The organism is Arthrobacter sp. TB 26, assembly GCF_000427315.1.
GTDB lineage: Bacteria > Actinomycetota > Actinomycetes > Actinomycetales > Micrococcaceae > Arthrobacter.
Window position 1 is genome coordinate 1 of sequence record NZ_AUPJ01000452.1, and the last position, 17,760, is coordinate 17,760.

At 65.7% G+C, this 17,760-nt stretch carries 12 protein-coding genes and 1 pseudogene; 4 read left to right on the forward strand and 9 right to left on the reverse strand.

Features of this window, described 5'->3' with window-relative positions; all coding sequences use genetic code 11:
• The 3 genes and pseudogenes from K789_RS24140 to K789_RS26505 all read left to right on the forward strand — a co-directional run.
• Window positions 1–685, forward strand: a 685-nt coding sequence (locus K789_RS24140; protein ID WP_024367876.1) for a glycosyltransferase family 4 protein, incomplete at its 5' end; no start/stop codon positions are given.
• A gap of 44 nt (window positions 686–729) precedes the next feature.
• A pseudogene (locus K789_RS26815) lies at window positions 730–1,521 on the forward strand (oligosaccharide flippase family protein); the annotation flags it as partial.
• A 46-nt stretch (window positions 1,522–1,567) separates the two neighbouring features.
• Window positions 1,568–2,137, forward strand: a complete 570-nt coding sequence (locus K789_RS26505; RefSeq protein ID WP_024367878.1) for a polysaccharide biosynthesis C-terminal domain-containing protein — start codon at window positions 1,568–1,570, stop codon at window positions 2,135–2,137.
• 41 nt (window positions 2,138–2,178) lie between these two features.
• On the opposite strand, the gene K789_RS0117395 is transcribed toward K789_RS26505, so the two are convergent.
• The 9 genes from K789_RS0117395 to K789_RS0117435 form a co-directional block, all read right to left on the reverse strand.
• Entirely contained in the window at window positions 2,179–4,041 is a 1,863-nt protein-coding gene (locus K789_RS0117395; RefSeq protein WP_024367879.1) for a hypothetical protein, read from the reverse strand.
• Window positions 4,042–4,338: 297 nt separating this feature from the next.
• Window positions 4,339–6,027 (reverse strand): long-chain-fatty-acid--CoA ligase, encoded by a 1,689-nt coding sequence (locus tag K789_RS0117400; protein ID WP_024367880.1) that lies wholly within the window; start codon window positions 6,025–6,027, stop codon window positions 4,339–4,341.
• A 66-nt stretch (window positions 6,028–6,093) separates the two neighbouring features.
• Window positions 6,094–7,107, reverse strand: coding sequence for an aminoglycoside phosphotransferase family protein (locus K789_RS0117405; protein WP_024367881.1), 1,014 nt, complete (start codon window positions 7,105–7,107; stop codon window positions 6,094–6,096).
• A complete protein-coding gene (locus tag K789_RS0117410) occupies window positions 7,104–8,465 on the reverse strand; it encodes a hypothetical protein (RefSeq protein ID WP_035740137.1) in 1,362 nt (453 codons plus the stop codon). Before K789_RS0117410 ends, K789_RS0117405 begins: the two co-directional genes overlap by 4 nt.
• Before the next feature lie 70 nt (window positions 8,466–8,535).
• On the reverse strand, window positions 8,536–9,354 hold the full coding sequence (locus tag K789_RS23405) for a glycoside hydrolase family 16 protein (protein WP_024367883.1): 819 nt from the start codon (window positions 9,352–9,354) through the stop codon (window positions 8,536–8,538).
• A gap of 1 nt (window position 9,355) precedes the next feature.
• Window positions 9,356–11,536, reverse strand: a complete 2,181-nt coding sequence (locus K789_RS0117420; protein ID WP_024367884.1) for a hypothetical protein — start codon at window positions 11,534–11,536, stop codon at window positions 9,356–9,358.
• A 204-nt stretch (window positions 11,537–11,740) separates the two neighbouring features.
• The gene (locus K789_RS0117425) at window positions 11,741–13,039 is read right to left on the reverse strand and encodes a glycosyltransferase family 2 protein (protein ID WP_024367885.1); all 1,299 of its coding nucleotides are present in this window, start codon (window positions 13,037–13,039) and stop codon (window positions 11,741–11,743) included.
• Window positions 13,036–14,043, reverse strand: coding sequence for a glycosyltransferase family 2 protein (locus K789_RS0117430; RefSeq protein WP_237739633.1), 1,008 nt, complete (start codon window positions 14,041–14,043; stop codon window positions 13,036–13,038). The genes K789_RS0117425 and K789_RS0117430 overlap by 4 nt, the downstream gene beginning before the upstream one ends.
• Before the next feature lies 1 nt (window position 14,044).
• Window positions 14,045–14,908 carry a glycosyltransferase family 2 protein gene (locus K789_RS0117435; RefSeq protein WP_416352809.1) on the reverse strand — a complete coding sequence of 288 codons (864 nt, stop codon included), beginning with the start codon at window positions 14,906–14,908 and terminating at the stop codon, window positions 14,045–14,047.
• 549 nt (window positions 14,909–15,457) lie between these two features.
• Here K789_RS0117435 and K789_RS24145 point away from each other — a divergent pair.
• The coding region (locus K789_RS24145; RefSeq protein ID WP_051181142.1) for a PKD domain-containing protein at window positions 15,458–17,760 on the forward strand (2,303 nt) is incomplete at its 3' end.

Below are 17,760 nucleotides of genomic sequence, written 5' to 3' on the forward strand. Positions count from 1 at the left end.
GCGCCGCCTGCCGGCACGGGCACGCCTGCTCACGGTGGGGTCCCAGGATGCCGTTGAATGGGCTCAACGCCTGGCGCGGCCTGTGCGGAGCATCCCGAACGGAGCCGAGCAGGCCAGCCGTCCCGCCGCCAGGCAGTCCGGCCCCGTGGTCTGCTTTGTCGGCAGCCTGAACTACGGACCCAATATCGACAGCGCAAAGGTCCTGATCGGCACGATCGCTCCCCTGGTGTGGGAGAAGGTCCCTGATGCCAGGTTTGTCCTGGCCGGCCGCCGTCCCGAGCCTGAGGTCCTCGCGCTGGCCGGGCCCCGGGTGGAGGTCCTGGCGAATGTGCCGTCCGTCCTCGACGTCTTCCAGTCCGCCGATGTGGCGGCGTTCCCCGACGAACACGGGGTCGGCATCCGGAACTCGGTCCGTGAGGCGCTGGCTGCCGGACTTCCCGTGGTGGCCACCCCGGTCGCCGCCCGGGAGCAGGATCCTCATCCGTTGCTGACCATTGAGCCGGACTCCGGGAACTTTGCTGGACATGTCGTCAACCGGCTGACAGGGCCGCGGCCGGAGCACACCGAGCGTGACGCCGGCGCAGTCAGGACCTGGCAGACGGTCACGCAGGAATACTTGGACGAGCTGCGCAGCGCGATCCATCCCGGCAGCGCCGGCCTTCCGCTTGGAAGCTCACCGGCATGACGTACGCTCCCGGGGAACTGGCCCGGACCGGTGTCCGGGGCGCCATGTGGCAGGGGCTGGCCTTCGCCGGCGGAAGAATCATCGTCCTGGTAACCACCATCGTGCTGGCGCGGCTGCTGTCTCCCGAGGAGTACGGCCTGGTGGCCCTGGCCCTGGTCCTCATGGGCTACGCGGAGACTATTGCCGACGCCGGCGTGGCGCAGGCGCTGGTCTACCTGCCACGCACCGGCGTCATTGCGAGGTCCGCGCTGCTGATCTCCGCGGTGCTGGGCACCCTCCTGGGCCTGGGCGCCTTCCTTGCCGCGCCCCTGATTGCGGAGATCTTCAGCCTCCCCGATGTGGAACCCCTGGTCCAGGTTCTGGGGATCTCGGTGCTGGCCACCTCGCTCGGCGCCGTCCCCGAGGCCCTGCTGCGGCGTGACCTGCAATTCAAGAAGCTCACGGCGGCTCCGGTCATTCGTGCCGCCACGATGGGCACAGTGACGCTCAGCCTGGCATTTACCGGCCACGGGGCCTGGTCGCTGGCCGTGGGAACCGCTGCGGGGTCCGTGGCCTACGCAGCGACGTGCTGGTTCCTGGTGGGCAGGAGTGCACCCTGGCAAGTCTGGCGTGTGCGCAAAGATGCCCTCCGAGCCAACTTGAAATACGGCGCACCGGTCGCCGGCAGCAGCATGCTGGCCCGGCTGATCTTCGACATCGACTACCTCATCATTGGCCTCCTACTCGGGGCGCATGCGCTGGGTTACTACACGCTGGCCTTCCGCCTGCCCGAAGTGCTGATCCTCAACGTCTTCTTTGTGCTGTCGACCGTCCTGTTCCCTTTGTACGCCCAGGTGCGCGGCGAGNGAGCCGGAACGGCTCCGTTCCGGCTACCTGACCAGTGTGCGGATCCAGTCCCTGTACGGCGTCACCACCGGTGTGGGGCTGGCAGTCGTGGCCCCGGTTCTGGTGCCGCTGGTCTTCGGCGAGAAGTGGTTGGACGCCGTACTGCCGCTCGTTTTCCTTGCCCTCTACGCCGCGGCCCGCTCCCTGGGCGCCGGCGCCAACGACGTGTACAAGGCCATCGGCCGTCCGGGCCTCTCGATCTGGGTTTCGCTGGTACGGCTCGTCATCCTTCTGCCGGTCCTGCTGTATGCCACCCAGTGGGGCATCGTGGGCGTCGCCTGCGCACAATTCGTCGTCGCGGTGGTGTTCGCCTGCGGCATGCAGCTCGTGGCCGCCCGGGTGATCGAGCTGCGGGCCCGCGAACTGCTCCGTGCTGTAGCGCCCGGCTTGGTCTGCGGGGCGGCCGTGGCAGTAGCGGGACTCGGCATCCTGGCGGCGCCAGTCCTGGGCGGAGTAACTACCCTGATCCTGGTGGTCCCCACGGCTGTTGCCGTGGTCTATGCGATTCTTCGCTTCGGCTTCAAGCCCCTGCATGACGAGCTGGTGCAGCTGGTCCGGCGCCGCTGAACCCGAATCACCGCTGGACCCGGCGAGGCCCCGCAGGGCTTTCAGCTCTCCGGCCGCCGGCCCGTCACGGTTCCCTCCGGGACTGCCACATCGAACAACCGAAGCACCAGGGCAAGCCGGGCCATGACGGCCTTTGCCAGTCCGAAGCGGACTCCCTTGTGCAGCGACAGCGTGTCCAGGACCGCGGTGGCCGATGCCGTCGGCACCAGCCGGCCCGGGCTGTCCAGGGTGGTCGCGTGCCAGTAGACGCTGATGTCATCGAAACCACGCCGCTTGAACGTCCGCTTCCAACCCGCCAGCGTGCGCGGACCCGTTCGCCGAAGGAACGAACGTTTCACCTGGGCGCACATCCAGCCGCCGGGCTGCACCGCCGCAGCGGCCTGCTCGAAAAGCTGCAGGTCAGGCTCCCGGAGCAGCACAACGTGAAACGGACCGTCCGGGGTGCCATTGCTGCCGGAGGGGATCCGGGCGGCGTCGGGGTGAAGCAGATGAAGCGCGGCCATCAGGTCCGGGCCCACCGCGCCGCCGTACCCCACACTGCGGGGCTGCAACACCGGCACGAGGAAGCGCCAGTCCAGGAGCCTCCACAAGTGCAGCGAGAGCGCGGCCGCCTCCCCCGGCGGAGCTGCCGCGGAGGCGTCCGGCGTGCCAGGGCACATTCGTCCCCACACCGTCTTCGTGGCCAGCCGCTGGACCAGGTGCTGGGGCTGGGCGGCGTCGAGAATGCTGGAACCGGGAAGCCGATCGGCCAACTGCAGGTAGGACTGCCGCCATTTCTCCAGAATCTCCGCCGTGTGCTCGCCCTTCCGGGAGAACATCACCTCACCGGGAACATCGAGGACCAGCAGGAGGTCCGGAGTAGCAGCCAGCCGCACGGCGAGTGAGTTTGAGACACCGGTTTTGGGTTTGTTGTCCGCAGCGCCGGGCAGCAGGGCATCGTAGGCGACCCGGTCCATGAGCACCACGCGCCCGCGGGCGCGGTGATACCGGGCGGCCATCCCACCTTTGAGGGCCCGGAACAGCTTCTTCGCGGTGCGCCCCCCGGGGACCCGGTGCAGCCAGCCATCCCACGGCCCGGCGCCCCACAATCCCATGTAGACATAGGCGGTGGGGATGGGGAAGTCGGCACGCAGGCCGTGGAGCAGCGTGGTCTTGCCGGCACCGTCGGGGGCCATCACGCCCACCACCAGACCCCGGCCCGGGAGCCTCGGGCTGAGCTGGCGCAGCGCCCGGTTCGTCAGGGCGAGTGCGTGTGTCCGCAGGGGTGCCGCGGAAGTCCAGCCGGACCGCAGCCGGCCGGCCAGGGCAGGGGCCTCGTCAAACCTGCCGGCGCGGACCAGTTCCAGCAGTTCCGCCGCGCTGCCCGCTCCGCTGCGCTGATCCAGGTATTGGGCGATCCGGTCCCCGGGCGACGCGACGGCGGCGGCAGCCCGGGCGGTCTCCTCCCGTTGCGGCTGGATCTCCCCTTTGTCCAGCGCGAGATGGAGGAGCTGCAGCCAGGCCTGGTCGGCCGGGGCGGGCATCCACAACTGACCCTTCCGGACGCGCCGCTCGAGGCAGCCCTGCGCCAAGGGCGTCCGCCACTGCTGGAACGGCCCGAAGGAGATTTCCGTGACAATGTCCAATTTCAGCCACAGCTCACCCGAGTCCGAGTAGCCAAAGTAGAAGCGGTGGCTTCCGTGTCCCGTGGCGTGAACCCGGCACAGTCCGATCCCGTTCATGAGCCCGTCCAGGACCGGCAACAGCTCGTGCGCGACGAGGATGTCCACGTCGCCGGAGGGCAGGGCGAGGTCGTCCTCGCCGCGCAGCAGGACCCAGGGCAGCCCTGCTTCGTCAAGGGCGTGAAAAGCGTTGGTTACCGTCGGGTGCACGGCCGGATGGCCGGTGGGCGGGTCCGCAGTCATGCGCGCCGCCGTCGGACGTATCCTGGCGGCCGTGACGCCGGCGCATCGCTGCGAAGCGAGAGAACCATGGGGTGAGACCTCCTTGGCCGGGTTTCCAGTTAGCTGCCATCCAGCAGCTGCCCCACTGCAAGCAACCGCGTCAATCACCAGAAGACACCACCGACGAGACAGCTGTTGCAACTGTGTACTGAAGCCTACGATCTGCACGGAGGGGTGTCACTAGTAACGGCCTCTGGGCCCGGCCTTCAGTGACTACTTGAGCAGGGTGTTTGGCTCCACGTGTGCCTACTCGCTCAGTCAGAGCGTCGGCATCACCTGCTCGCGCACCTGCTTCCGCAGGATTTTGCCGAGCATCGATCGCGGCATGTCCGGGATGGCAACGATCCGTTTGGGGACCTTGTAGCCGGCCAGGTGCTCGCGGCAGTGCCCGCGGAGGGAGTCCTCATCGAGCGTGGTGCCCGGCTCAAGCTCGACGGCGGCGACCACCATCTCGCCGCCCCGCTCGAGTGGCTTGCCGACGACGGCAGCGTCCTTGACGTCCGGGTGCAGGCGGAGCACCGCCTCTACTTCGGTGGGTGAGACGTTGAAGCCGCCGGTGATGATGAGTTCCTTCGCCCGGTCAACGATCGTGGTGAATCCATCCTCGTCCACGGTCACGACGTCGCCGGTCCGCAGCCAGCCGTCGGCGGTGAGGGTCTTCGCTGTTTCCTCCGGGTTGTTCCAGTAACCCTGGAACACCTGGGGGCCTTTCAGCAGCAACTCCCCCGGCTGGCCCGGCGCCACCTCAACGGCGGGATCGTCCAGGCTGACGACCTTCATCAGGGTCGACGGGAACGGCACGCCGATCGTGCCGTTGCGGCGCGTGGGGTGGAAGGGGTTGCCCAGCGCAACCGGCGAGGATTCGGTCATCCCGTAGCCTTCCACCAGCAGCCCGCCGGAGACCGACTCCCACAGTTCCACTACATGGTCAGGGAGGTTCATGGCGCCGGAGATGCAGTATTTACAGGACCGGAGCGAGATCCCTTTTTCCTTCGCGGCCATGGCGGTGCGCTCGTAGATCGGCGGGACTGCGCAGTAGACCGTGGCGGGTGACTTCTTCATGGCCTCCAGCACCAGCTCCGGGTCGAACTTGGGGAAGAGAACCAGCAGGCCCTGCTTGCGGATGCCGTAGGTGAGGTAGAGGGTCATGCCGAAGGCATGGAACATCGGCAGGATCGCGTAGAAGACTTCCTTGCGGTATTCGGCCCCGTGCATCCATGCCTCACCCTGCAGGGCGTTGGAGTACAGGTTGAAGTGGGTGAGCATGGCGCCCTTGGGACGGCCGGTGGTTCCCGAGGTGTACTGGATCGCGGCGAGGTCATTCACCGCGGGACGGGGGTGTTCCGGATCGATGCGGCCGTGGCTTAGGAGTTCCTTCCACGGGGTTGTTCCCGGCGCGGGGCCGGTCAGCGCTTCCCGGGACTCGCGCAGTTTCTTTACCGGCAGGTGCAGGGCAAGGCGCTTGACGGCGGGGAACGCCTCCAGGAGATTGACCGAGACGACGTGGTCGATCTCGATGTCGGACGGGAAGTCACGGATGGCTGCCGCGGCCTTGTCCCAGGTGATGACGACGCGGGCCTGGTGGTCCTCGAACTGGTGGCGGAGTTCCCGCGAGGTGTACAGCGGGTTGTGTTCGACCACGACGGCACCGAGGCGCAGCACCGCGTAGAAGGCGACGACGTGCTGCGGGCAGTTCGGCAGTATCAGGGCGACCCGGTCGCCGGCCCGGACGCCGAGCCTGCTCAGGCCCTCCGCTGCCCGGTCGACCTGTTCGCCGAGTTCGGTGTAGCTGGTGCGGCGGCCGAAAAACTCCAGTGCGGGGGCGGTGCGGGCCTCGGCCACAGACCGCTCCAGCATCGCGGAAAGGGATTCCGTGGGCAGGTCGATCTCGGCCGGGACACCCGGCTGGTAGTTCTTCACCCAGGGCTGCTGGTCAGTGTGCTCCATGGTCACATCTTGCCGTGAACCCCCGTCCCCCGGCGAATTCCCGGCTAAGCACCATCCGCTGCCGGCCTAGTTCAGACCGGAGGTCACCACATGCCGCCACAGCCAAAAGTCGCGGTCGTCCAGGACGGCCGTCCGCAGCTGGGCTGACCCCGGCACTGGAACGTCCTCGCTCGCAAGGCGGAAGGCCAGAGTGGACGCTGAGCGCGCCCAGGTGGCGATCACGAGCAGCGGGAGCAGCTCCGGATCGACGCTCCGGAGAACCAAGTGCTCGCGAAGTGGCCTCAGGGCCCACCCGCCGTGCCCGAAGGCTTTGTCGAACGCCGCCAGCTGGGCGACCCGGGAAAACGCCATGTCGGACGATTCGCTGAGGTACTGGAGATAGAAGATGAGGTCGTGCCCGGGAATGCCGTACAGCGACGAGCGTTCCCAGTCCATGACTTGAAGCCTGCCACCGGCCTGCACCAGAAGATTTGGGTGGCTCAGGTCCGCGTGTTCGAAGACGGCGGGCAGTGTGCTGTGCCGGAGGGGCCCCAGCAGCTCGTGGGTGCGGTCGACCAGCGCGGACACCTCAGCGTCCTGCGGCAGGAGCGCGGCGAGGGCCTCCAGGGGGCGCTCGACCGTCCGCTCGTACCAGTCCCGGTTGTCCGCCCCCTGCCGGGTACAGGGCAGGGCAGCCACAAAGTCCATTCCGAGGGAGACCGCCCCGGCCAGATCCCCGGCGACCATGTCCGGGTCCAGCGGAGCTCCGGTCAATGCAGTCTCCACCAGCACGGTGTGCTCCCCCGCCTCCAACGTGGCCACAATGTGGGGGATCCCTTCCACCCGCCCGCCGCTGAGGGCGGTAAGCTGCCGCAGCATCTCCGCCTCCCGCTGGACGCCTTCATTGTCTCCAGGGCACCGCGGTACTTTGACGACCAGGCTGGGAGAGCGGGCGCCGGCCGCGAAGACCAGGCCCACAACGTGCCGGGAAGTGGTGAACTGCGGCGTCACCATGACGGTGGACCACTCCGCCCCCAGCCCGAAAGCTGCCAGGTCCCACTCGCCGTAGTGCTCGCGGAGTATCGAGTCGATGAAGTTCACCGCTGCCCCCCGGATTCCGGGGTCTCGGGCTCCGGTCGTCCGGACGCGGCCAGTGTGGGCGCCGATCCAGCCACCAGCCCCCAGACAATCTCGGTGGCAACCCTCTGGATCAGCGCCTGAGACTGGGCAACGTCGATGACCCAGGTGTTGGGGCGCCGCTTCGCGGCTTCCAGGTGTGCCGGTCGCCGCTCTTCAAGGACCTCAGGCCGGTGTCCAACGTTCGGCTCGAACATGACCCCGCCGGGGTCGTCGAGCACAAGCAGCGCGTCGGGTTGGTGCGCCACCGCGGCCGCCAGGGCCGTCCCTGTCCGCCGTCCCGCAGCGGGCCCGGCAGCACCGGGCTGTAAAGCGTCGTTGGCCGGCTGGACCACCAGAACCAACCGGCCCCGTCGATAGTGGTATCTGGCTGCCGCCGCGCCGCAGATCTGCCCGACCATCTTCCCGCCGAGCCGCCCGCCGGGAATCCGTGCGAGCCAGCCGTCCCCCCGCCCAGGTCCCCTCATGCCCAGGTACACGCAGCGGCTGGGAACCGGAAAGCTCTCGCCGAGCCGGCGCAGCAGGGTCGTTTTGACGGCACCCTCGGGGCCCACCACACCAACCACGATTCCGCGGCCGAGGCGGCCCTGGAAGGTCGGGCTGATCAGCCGGAACACCCTGTTTCGGCCCGCGGTGATCCTGGTACGCAACGGAGCGTCCCGGGTCAGGGCTGACGCCATCCGCAGGGCCGGACCACGGAATTCCTCAACGCGGCCCGATCTGACAAGTTTGAGCAGCTGCGCGGCGGTTCCGGGTCCCACCTGCCGGTCGACATAGGCCGCGATCGCGTCATCGGTCGAGGCCAGTGCGCCGGCGACCCGGACGGTTTCCACACGCTCCGGCCTGACGGCTCCGCCCTTATCCAGCATTGTGTGAAGGAGCTGGAGCCAGGCCTGTTCAGTTGTTGCAGGGAGCCAGAGCAGCCCGTTCCGGATGCGCCGTTTGAGGCAGCCCTGGGCCAGGGATGTGGGCCATTGTTGGTAGGGGCCGAAGGAAATCTCCGAGACGACGTCCAGTTTGAGCCACAGGTCTTCAGCCGCGTCGTAGCTGAAATAGAACCGGTGGCTTCCGTGCCCGGGAGCGAGTACGCGGCGGAAACCAACACCCGCCAGCAAGGCATCCACGCGCTGCATCTGGCCGTCTCCCACAAGGATGTCCACATCGCCTCTGGGGCGGACGAGGTCATCTTCGCCGCGCAACAGCACCCAGGGAAGCCCCGACCCGTCAAGCGCCCGGAACGCCCTCGCGATCCAGGGGTGGATGTCTGGCTGCTCACCGTTCCATTCCCCTGGGTCGGTCTGGCCGTTACTAGGGACTTCCATCTGTTCCTCCCGCCGTAACACTGGAAAATCGTGCCTGACAATCCTGCCGGTGATGTGCGAGCGGGCCGGGCTAAGGCGCGTAGGCATACTGCACGACCCAGTCGACCTCCAAATGGCCGGCCGTTTCAGGCTTGGGTGACGATTCGTCGGCTCCGTCCTTCGTCTCGGCCTGCAGCGTCAGCCGCATATTGGTGGTGGGGACACCCTCGGGGATGGTCGTCTTGCCGACGAATTCCCCGTCCCAAAACCACTTCACTTTGCCGGGGGTCCATTCCGTCGTCGCCACATGCCACTCGGTCGCATCGGTCCGCGAGTAATACCGTGTGGAAGGGTCGAACCGGTCCCGTCCTTTGAGTGGAGAATCCTTGATGGCCGAGACGCCGTACATTTTCCCGTTGAGCTCGCCTTCCGGCCAGTCGATCTCGCCCTCAAGCCAATCATCGCTGGACGGCCAGAGCATAAAAGCGATTTTGTAGCCAGGCAGGCTGTCTGACCGGAACCGGATGGAGTAGCGGCCGTAGGTCTGACCGGCATAGCCGAACGGGACAATACTCGCGACCCGCGGTGTCCCGCCCTTCGTGTGCAGGTAATAGTCGAGTTTTCCGTCCTTCACCGAGAGCACGGAATCCGGCGTGTAGAGGCCCTGGCCGGAGGTGTCCTCGAGATCGTGGTACCCGCGCATGTCCGGCCCATAGACCTCGCCCACACGGCCCAGCCGGGCCGGGGTGTTGAAGTCCTGGGCGCCGGTTTGCTTCCAGCCGGGGAGGTCCCCCACCGGCATGTCCGCCGGGTCGGGTCCCCGCGAGAAGAACGAGCCCACCGCGACGACCACCGCAGTTGCGACGACGACCGCGACAACTCTGGCGAGAATGCCGCCGCTTGTCCCCAAGTTAACCGGTTTTTTTGATTTGGTAGATCCGGACGGCTCCATTGTCATATACATGATCGGATTTATCCCCTACGGCTATCTCCCGTTCAAGAGCGGGGAGCATATTGGCATCGAATAGCTTGTCCTTGATCGCCTGCGCCAGTTGCGAGTCCGAGAAGACAACGAAGATGCGCTCAGGTTTCCAGTTGTTGTTCGCGTAGCGCTCGACTCCCTCGGGCGTCAGGCTCCGGCTGGAGCCCTGAAGGAACTTGGTCAGCGAGGTGACCCGGCCCCATTCCAGGTAGCTGGGGTAGTTCGACCCGATCAGCAACGGGAAGAAGGCGTTGGTTTCAAAAATAACGTCCCGCGGCCCCACCCGGGCATCCAGCCACTGCGCTGCCACCACGTCCGCTTTCGGGACCCGGAATTTCGCTTCCGCCTGGAAGTACACAATCGTGAACAGGACGGCCATGATCGTCATCGAGGCGACGGCGCCCATAACGGCTTTCCGGGTGCGGATCGGCCCGGACCAGAACAGCCAGGCCGTCCCGACCGCCAGCCACGGGAGCGCGAAGAGAAAGACCCGGAACTTGGCCTCCCCGCCGTAGGACTGGGCCAGGAGCCAGAACATGGGCGCGACTGCCAGCCAGCCGACGATCAGCGTTTGCCGGACGCTGCCCCGCAGCAGGTTGCGGATGAAGCCGGCAAGTCCCAGCAGCCCGACAAACAGGGAGAGGGCATCCGGAGTACGGGCCATCCAGCTGGACGCGTCATCGATATTGCTGACTTCGGGCAGGGTGTAACTGGCGTTCTTGAAGATGTCGAACCCGCTGAACAGTCCGTACTTGTTGTCCACATAGTCGAGATTCGGCAGCAGGTATGCGATGGCCATGACCGCAAGCGCCGGGCCCAGCCACTTTGGTTTGAAGTAGCCAAAGACGAAGAGCGGGAACAATGCCAGGATGGCCATGTACGGCGTCAGCTGATGGCTCGCGACCGTCGCGGTCTGCAGGAGGAGAATCGCCGCCGCCGCGGGCATCACCATGGCGGGGCTGGGGCTGACCTCTTCAGTCTTCGTGGCGGCCGGGAGCCCCCGGTTGAACCGCCCCTGCAGTCGTTTCAGCCGGGTCTCCACCGCGGTGGCGATTTTGACCGGAGTGCTGCGGAGGAATGTCAGTGCGATCAGGCACATCGTCAGGTAGAGGGTGTAGGAGAACGCCTGGGGTGAGTAGTAGTTCTGGTTCACCCAGTTGGTGAGGGCAAAGACCAGGGTGGCGGTCCAGTAGATCCTCGGGTTGGAGGTGAGGGTCCGTGCGATGGCGAGGATGATCACGACGTCCAGCAGGGCGAACCCGAACTCCGCCAGAGCAGCGTAGTCCACGGCGTTGCGGTAGCCGACCACTTCGCCCATGAAGGCGCTGACTGAGAAGAATCCGGGCCACCGGTTGTAGATGTCGATCGAAGGATCCACCTGGCCAGTGGCACCGATGTAGTTCGTCACGGCGATGTGCTTGTAGGACCATGGCAGGCGCGGAACGCTGACCACCATGGGCGCCGAGGCGTACAGCATGGCGACGAGTCCGGTGGTGGAGGCTGCCAGGAAGCCGTTGGACGCCATCTTCCGCGCCGCGACGGCCCAGATGCACAGCGCCACGACGGCGGCCACGGCGAAGTACCAGATCAGCGGGAACGTCGTCAGGAGCCCTCTGTTCCCGACGAGTTCCTCCCCTGTCATGGCCAGGGCTACGCCCCACACGACCATCGCTAGGCCGAGGATGGCCCACGGCACATACGTCGAGAGGCTGTGGCCCCGGAACGCGGCCAGGCTCCGCAAGGAGCGCCAGTCCAGCGCGCGTCTGCTGACTGGATGCCCGTAAATTGCATGCCGGCCTGTTCCAGTCCCCGGAGGGAAGACAGCGATGAGTGCCGATGCCGCAATCAGGATGGCGGCCGTGACGGGCCGGGGATGCCAGAAATGGGCCCACGCCATGAGGACGGCGAGGACGGTGTAGACGGCTGCGCTCATCACGACGGTCCAGACCACCCGCGCGACCGGATCAGCGTCGGGAAGACGTCGTACCAGGACCCACCCGGGCAGCACGAGGCAGCCGAGGAGGGTGACCGGCGCCAGCACCGGGCCGCCCAGATCGAACAGGATGAGGACGGCAAGGATCAGGCCGGCGACGGCCAGTCCAAAGTCCAAAGGCCTGTCTGCCCTCAACGCCGCTACCGTTGGTTTCGGGGATTTGGGGGTTGGTGTTTCGTCGTGGAGTAAGAGACCCATGTCGCTGATACTTCCTTGATCGATTTTCGGGGACTGTGCGAGTGGGTAGTCAGCGTCCCCTTGTGACGCGTTCCCCCAAAAAACTGTGTGTGCCATCTGCCGAGCCGGAGGCCGGTAAGCCGCCTATGTCTTTCCCGACCGGCGCTCGAGAAGGTAGTTCAGTGGTCCTCGCGCCACTGAGACAAGTTCAGTCCGCAGGGCCTTCGCGATGAGCGGGTCCCGTGGCGCCGTCGCCGTCGTAATCGCTGCGTTCTGTCCAAGGGAATGGTTTCGGGCGTTTCGCAGGAAATGCAGCGCGCCTTGTGGGCCTCGGGCGATGGCCATTCGTGCCGTTCGCGGGTTCAAGAGGATCTTGGTCAGCCACGACCCCAGGCCTTTGCCATATCCGCTGACCTGAACAATGAGGTCTTCCAGTTCTGCCCGGTGGCGGTGCCAGACAATCGCGGAAGGCTGGACCACCAGGGAATGCCCGCCGAGGATGACCCGGGTGAACATGTCGATGTCCTCGCCGCCACAGGTGCGCGTCCCGACGCCGAGGGCCGGGTCAAAAGCCCCCAGCGCCAGGGCGGTGCGTCGATCGAGTGCGAAGTTCGCCCCGGTGCCGAAGGCCCCCGGGCAGAACGGGAACGTCGGCAGATCGGCCGGAGGATCGGCCATGGAAAAAACTTTCGGCGCGACAATCTTGGACCAGTTGACACGCTCGTCGAAGTAGCCCTGGGCGGCCGACCGCAACTCGCCGGCAGGAACCAGTCCTGTCACGCAGGCAACATCAGGTGCCTGTTCAAAGCCGGATGCAATTCCCCGCAGCCAGAACTCGTCCACCACGACGTCGTCATCCGTGAACGCGACGATGTCCCCGCGCGCACGCCGCAAGCCTGCATTGCGGGCCCTGGACAGCCCCGGCCTGGGTTCGGAAATCAGGACCAAGCGGGGGTCCTGAAACTCATCCCGGACCATGTCACGGGTTTCGTCAGTGCTTGCGCCGTTGTCCACAACGATGACGTCGAAGTTCGGGTAGTCGAGGCGCAGGATCGCGGCGATCGCGCCGCGCAGCAGCGACGCGCGGTCCCGCGTGCACACAATCACAGTGATTGAGGGCGTCGACGACGTCTGGGATGCTGCGGCCGCCGGCAGTGCCGCCGCGGCGGACTCAAGCACGCCACGGTCCAGGACGCCGCCTGGAGCGTCGACGTCGACGAACCCGCGCACTGACGGTCCGCTGCGCACCAGTAGGCGTGCGCGGTGGTAGCCCACGGAATCCTGGAGCCTCAGGTGGGTGCTGCCCGCGAGGATATCAAGATCGACTGCTCCGACCCACAGGGCTCCGGGCCAGTCAGGGACGGCCTCGGTTCCCATCGAAGGAGCAATGTCCAGGCCTGCGTCCTCGGTTGCCACCACAAACTCGTTTCCGACTTCAATCACGTGGCTTCCCTCCAGGGAGGGCCGCTATGGGGGACAGGAATTGAGCCGGACAGGAGCGATCCGGAGCCTTGGGCGACCCGGCGTCCGCGGAGGTATCCTGCGGCCGTGACAGCCAGAACGGCCACGTAGGCGCCTGCCCGGCGCAAACCGTGGGGGTCGGCACCGCGGCCCCACGCCGCAAGTGCGGAAAAGACCGCGCGGGGCAGGACGCTGCGCACGTAGCGCCGCTCGGGGCCAAGGGCCCTTTTGTGGCCCACGATGTGGCTGACCTGGGCTTTGGATATACCCTCCGACCAGGAACGCTCCAGCATGTAGCGGAACGTTCCCCGTTGGATCGGAACGTGGTGATGCACCAGCGCTGCCGGCTCATACACGATGCGGGAGCCCGGGGAGCCAACAGCCGCCCGGATGCAGATTTCCGTCTCTTCGCAACCCAGCGGTTTCGTCCCCTGACGTCCAAGCGAAAGGTTGAAGCCGCCCACCTGCTGGAGCACTTGAAGCCGGAAGGACATGTTGGCGCCGATAACATTCCGCACTTCGGAGGCCACCTTGGGCATGCCGCGGTGGCTGCAGCCGACGATCCAGTCCAGTTCAGGGCCGAAGTAGCCGGGCCGGCCGCCTTCCCACGCCGGCTCAACCTTGCCGCCGACTGCCAGGACGTCGGAATCGTCGTAGAGCGCCGTTAGCTTTTCGAGCCAGTCCGGAGCTGCCACGGCGTCGTCGTCCAAAAACGCCACGATCTCCGAGGTGGCCAGGCCCACGCCCGTGTTCCGCGCCCCGGAAAGACCTTGGAGCCCGGTGCTCTCCACCAGGGTGACGTCCTGAACGGCAGCCACCAGCCGCTTGTACAGATCCTCGTTGTGGTCAACCACTACGATCACCTGCTTCGGCTGAAGCGTCTGGGCGTGTACGGAGTCAATGACGTCCATGAGTAGTTCCCAGCGCTGCTCCGTGTAGGAGCAGATGACCACGGAAGCGGCGGGCCGGAAATTGAAGTCGAGCACCTTAGGCTCCTTCCGCCACGGTCAGCACGCTGTGCGGATCCGTGGGTGTGCGGGCAAACCGGACATTCGGATAGGTGTACTTCACCCGTCGGAGGGCTTCGGGCCGTGCCCCCGCGGTCGGCGCGTCCCAGGTAGTGCATTCGCGGGCCAGGGTGCGGAGGACCCGCCATCCGTCCCGGAAGGTCTGCAGGTTCGAGACACCGGAGATGCGGTCAAGTTCGAAGCTCGGCACTTCCGCGATCCGGAGGCCTGCGCGGGCGGCCCTGACTATCAGCTCCGTCTCGATCTCAAAGCCGTCCGACTCCAACTCGAGGACCTCGAGGCATTCCCGGCGGAGCGCAATGTAGCCGTAGCAGAGGTCCGAGTAATTGCTTCTCAGCACCGTGTTCGCCAACCCCGTCAGGACCCGGTTCCCGGTGTTCCGCAGCCAGGTCAGGTCTTCCGACCCGCCTCCTGTCACGTAGCGGGAGCCCTTGACGAAGTCGTAATCATGCTGGAGTGGAGAAACGAACCAGCCGATTTCCTGCGGGTCCATGCTTCCGTCCGCGTCGAGCATCACGATGATGTCTCCCGACGCCGCTGCAAAGCCGGCGCGGACTGCAATGCCCTTGCCCTTGCGCGGTTCAGCCACCACCACAACGTCGACCCTGAGTGCCCGGGCGACGTCGATCGTGTGGTCATGGGAGCGCCCGTCGACGATGACCACTTCATCCACATATGAAGGCATACGCCGCAGAACCCACGGCAAATTCATTTCTTCATTCAGCGTGGGAATAACCACACTCACCGAAGCCCTCGGCGATGCGGCAATTCGCTCGGTGGGCGAATTAGGGACCAAATTGGGAATAGACAAAAGCCTCACCACTTCATGGAATTTTCGGACGCTGACAGCCTTGCCATCAGCGAATGAGAACCTATCGGATGAATTCGTGGACATCCGTCGAATTACGAGCAACCCCGAACCCCAGCTGCCACTGGACTGTGGCCTTGCCTAGAGCCTAAAGTTCACCCAATGTTGTGTCACGAGTGGCTAATACTTGGTTGTTTGTTCCACCAAGCACGCGATTCCCGCGCCTCTACTTGGGTCTTCCGGACGGCCTACTCGGGAACCACGAGTCATTCGTGAACGGTGTACTCGGTCGGCGGCTTATGTGCCATTTTCCGTTGAGTTTCAGCGCATTTGTCCTGATACTGGAACCGTACGCCGCCTCGATTGCAAGGTCCAGAGCCGGCGCGCGCCGAAGCCACAGCGACGTTGCAAGGGTGGCTGCGGCTTCAGGGGGAAACGGGATTCTGGGTGCAGTTCGGCTGACACCCAGGGGGCATATCGCGTATTCCATGAAAGGTCTTTCTCCGCCAGGAAAGACATAAAAATCTCAACCAAGAAAAATTGCTCTTTTCACTTCCCGAAAGAGTGGCTAGCATCACCTCGTCGGGAGACATCTGCAAACTCACCATGGAAACGGCGATCAAACGCATGAAAGAAACGGCGATCAAGATGAAACGTACAGTCCGCTGGCTAAGCCAGAGCCTGGTAATGGCATTAGTCGTGGCCGGAGGCCTGCTCGGAATCTCAAGCAGCGCCTCGGCGGCCACCGACTACGGTTATCCCAGCATCAGCTACTCCGGAGTGAGCAACCCGCCAACATCGGACAAACCGCAAAGCAAGCTCTGGTTCAACGGCGGATCGTGGTGGGCGGATATGTGGACTTCCGGCACGGGCTGGCAAATCTACCGGCTGGACGTCCCCACGAATACGTGGGTCAGCACCGGCGTCACGAATGACACCCGCGCCACCACCTTGGCGGACACGCTCTGGGATGGAACCCACCTCTACATCGCCTCCCACGTTGTCACAGTGTCCGGTGATACATCGCCGAAGGCATCGGTCTCGGGCCAGCCGGCCAAGCTGTACCGCTACAGCTATTCCGGGGGAACGTTCACGTTGGACAGCGGCTTCCCGACCACCATCATGAACAACAGCAGCGAGTCGATGACGATCGACCAGGACAGCACAGGCGCCATCTGGGCGACCTGGACCCAGGTGTCCGGCAATTCGACCAGCGGCTTCACCAACACGGTCTACGTCAACCGCTCCGCAGCGGGCGGGACCAGCTGGAGCTCCCCGTTCGTCATTCCTGTCTCCAACCCGAACCCTGCGCCGGATGACATTTCGGCAGTCGTGGCCTTCGGCGGCAACAAGATCGGCGTCATGTGGAGCGACCAGCTGACCGGCGCCGTGCGCTGGGCGACCCGCACCGATGGGACCAGCCCCACGGCGACGTCCTCGTGGAAGGTCCAGGACGCCGTTAAGGGCAACAAGCTTGCCGACGATCATCTGAGCGTCAAGACGCTTCAATCCGACAGCACCGGCCGCGTGTTCGCCGCCATCAAGACCGGCCTCAACGACACGTCGAGCAACCAGAGCCTGGCTCAGCTGCTGCTGGTGGTTTTCAAACCCGGAACGGGCTCGTTCTCGCAATCAACGATCGCCACGATCGGGGACTGCGTTTCCCGCCCGCAAATCATCCTGGACACGCAGAACAACACCGTGCATGCCTTCCACACGGCGCCCGGCACCGGCGTCAGCGGCTGCGCCTACTCCGGCATCCCCGGCGCCATCTATGAGAAGACGGCGTCCATGGACAATCCGGTCTTCCCGACCGGGCGGGGCACCCCGGTCATCCAGGACGGATCATCCGCCAACATGAACGATGTGACCACCAGCAAGCAGAGCGTGAACAGCACGACCGGCCTGGTGGTCCTGGCCAGCAACAACGTGACCAAGCGCTACTGGTTCTACTACCGAACCTTGGGAGGGACCACTCCCCCGCCGCCGCCGGCAGCCCCGGTGGCCTCGTTCACCGCGACTCCGACGTCGGGCACCGCTCCCTTGGACGTGAGCTTCACTGACACGTCCACGGGTTCACCGACCTCCTGGGCCTGGGCGTTCGGGGACGGCGGGACCTCCACCGCCGAAAATCCCTCGTACACCTACTCCACCGCGGGCACCTACACCGCGACACTGACCGCCACCAACGCCGGAGGCTCGACGTCGGCCAGCAAGACCATCACGGTCAGCCCGGGCACCGCCCCGCCGCCATCGTCAGGGATCACCGTCGGCGCCTCCACCACGACGAACAACACCACGGCCACCACCACCGTCACGCTGAACAAACCTTCCGGAACGGCGGCGGGCGATGTCCTGGTCGCGTCATTCACCGCGGACAAGAACCCGACAGCCAGCACCCCGTCGGGCTGGACCCCGATCGTCAACACCCTCAACGTCGGCAGCGGCGCCCGGGTATTTGCGTACTACCGGGTCGTCGGTTCCTCTGACCCGGCCAGTTACAGCTGGACGCTGAGCACCGCGGTGAAATGGGGCGGCGGCGTCACCGCCTACCGGGGCGTCAACAACAGCACCCCGCTGGACAGCAGCGTTGTCACGGCCGCGAACACCACCTACACAGCGACCAGCATCACAGCCCCCAGCATCACCACGGCCAGCAACAACGCGATGCTGATCGGCGGCGTCGGCTTCGACAGCTCCTCACCGGCGGCAACACCCCCCACCGGCTGGACCGAACGCTGGGAAGCCGCCGATGCACAGATCGCTGAACAGGCCGACAAACTGCAGGCCACCGCGGGCGCCAGCGGCACAGCCACCTGGACATTCACCGCAAAAGCCGTCGCAGTCTGGCGGACAGCGCTGAAACC

What these genes read in the sequence shown, in the direction of transcription:
- K789_RS0117395 (WP_024367879.1), bottom strand. Translation starts at nt 4,041, where the DNA reads ATGACTGCGGACCCGCCCACCGGCCATCCGGCCGTGCACCCGACGGTA.
- K789_RS0117410 (WP_035740137.1), bottom strand. Translation starts at nt 8,465, where the DNA reads ATGGAAGTCCCTAGTAACGGCCAGACCGACCCAGGGGAATGGAACGGT.
- K789_RS0117400 (WP_024367880.1), bottom strand. Translation starts at nt 6,027, where the DNA reads ATGGAGCACACTGACCAGCAGCCCTGGGTGAAGAACTACCAGCCGGGT.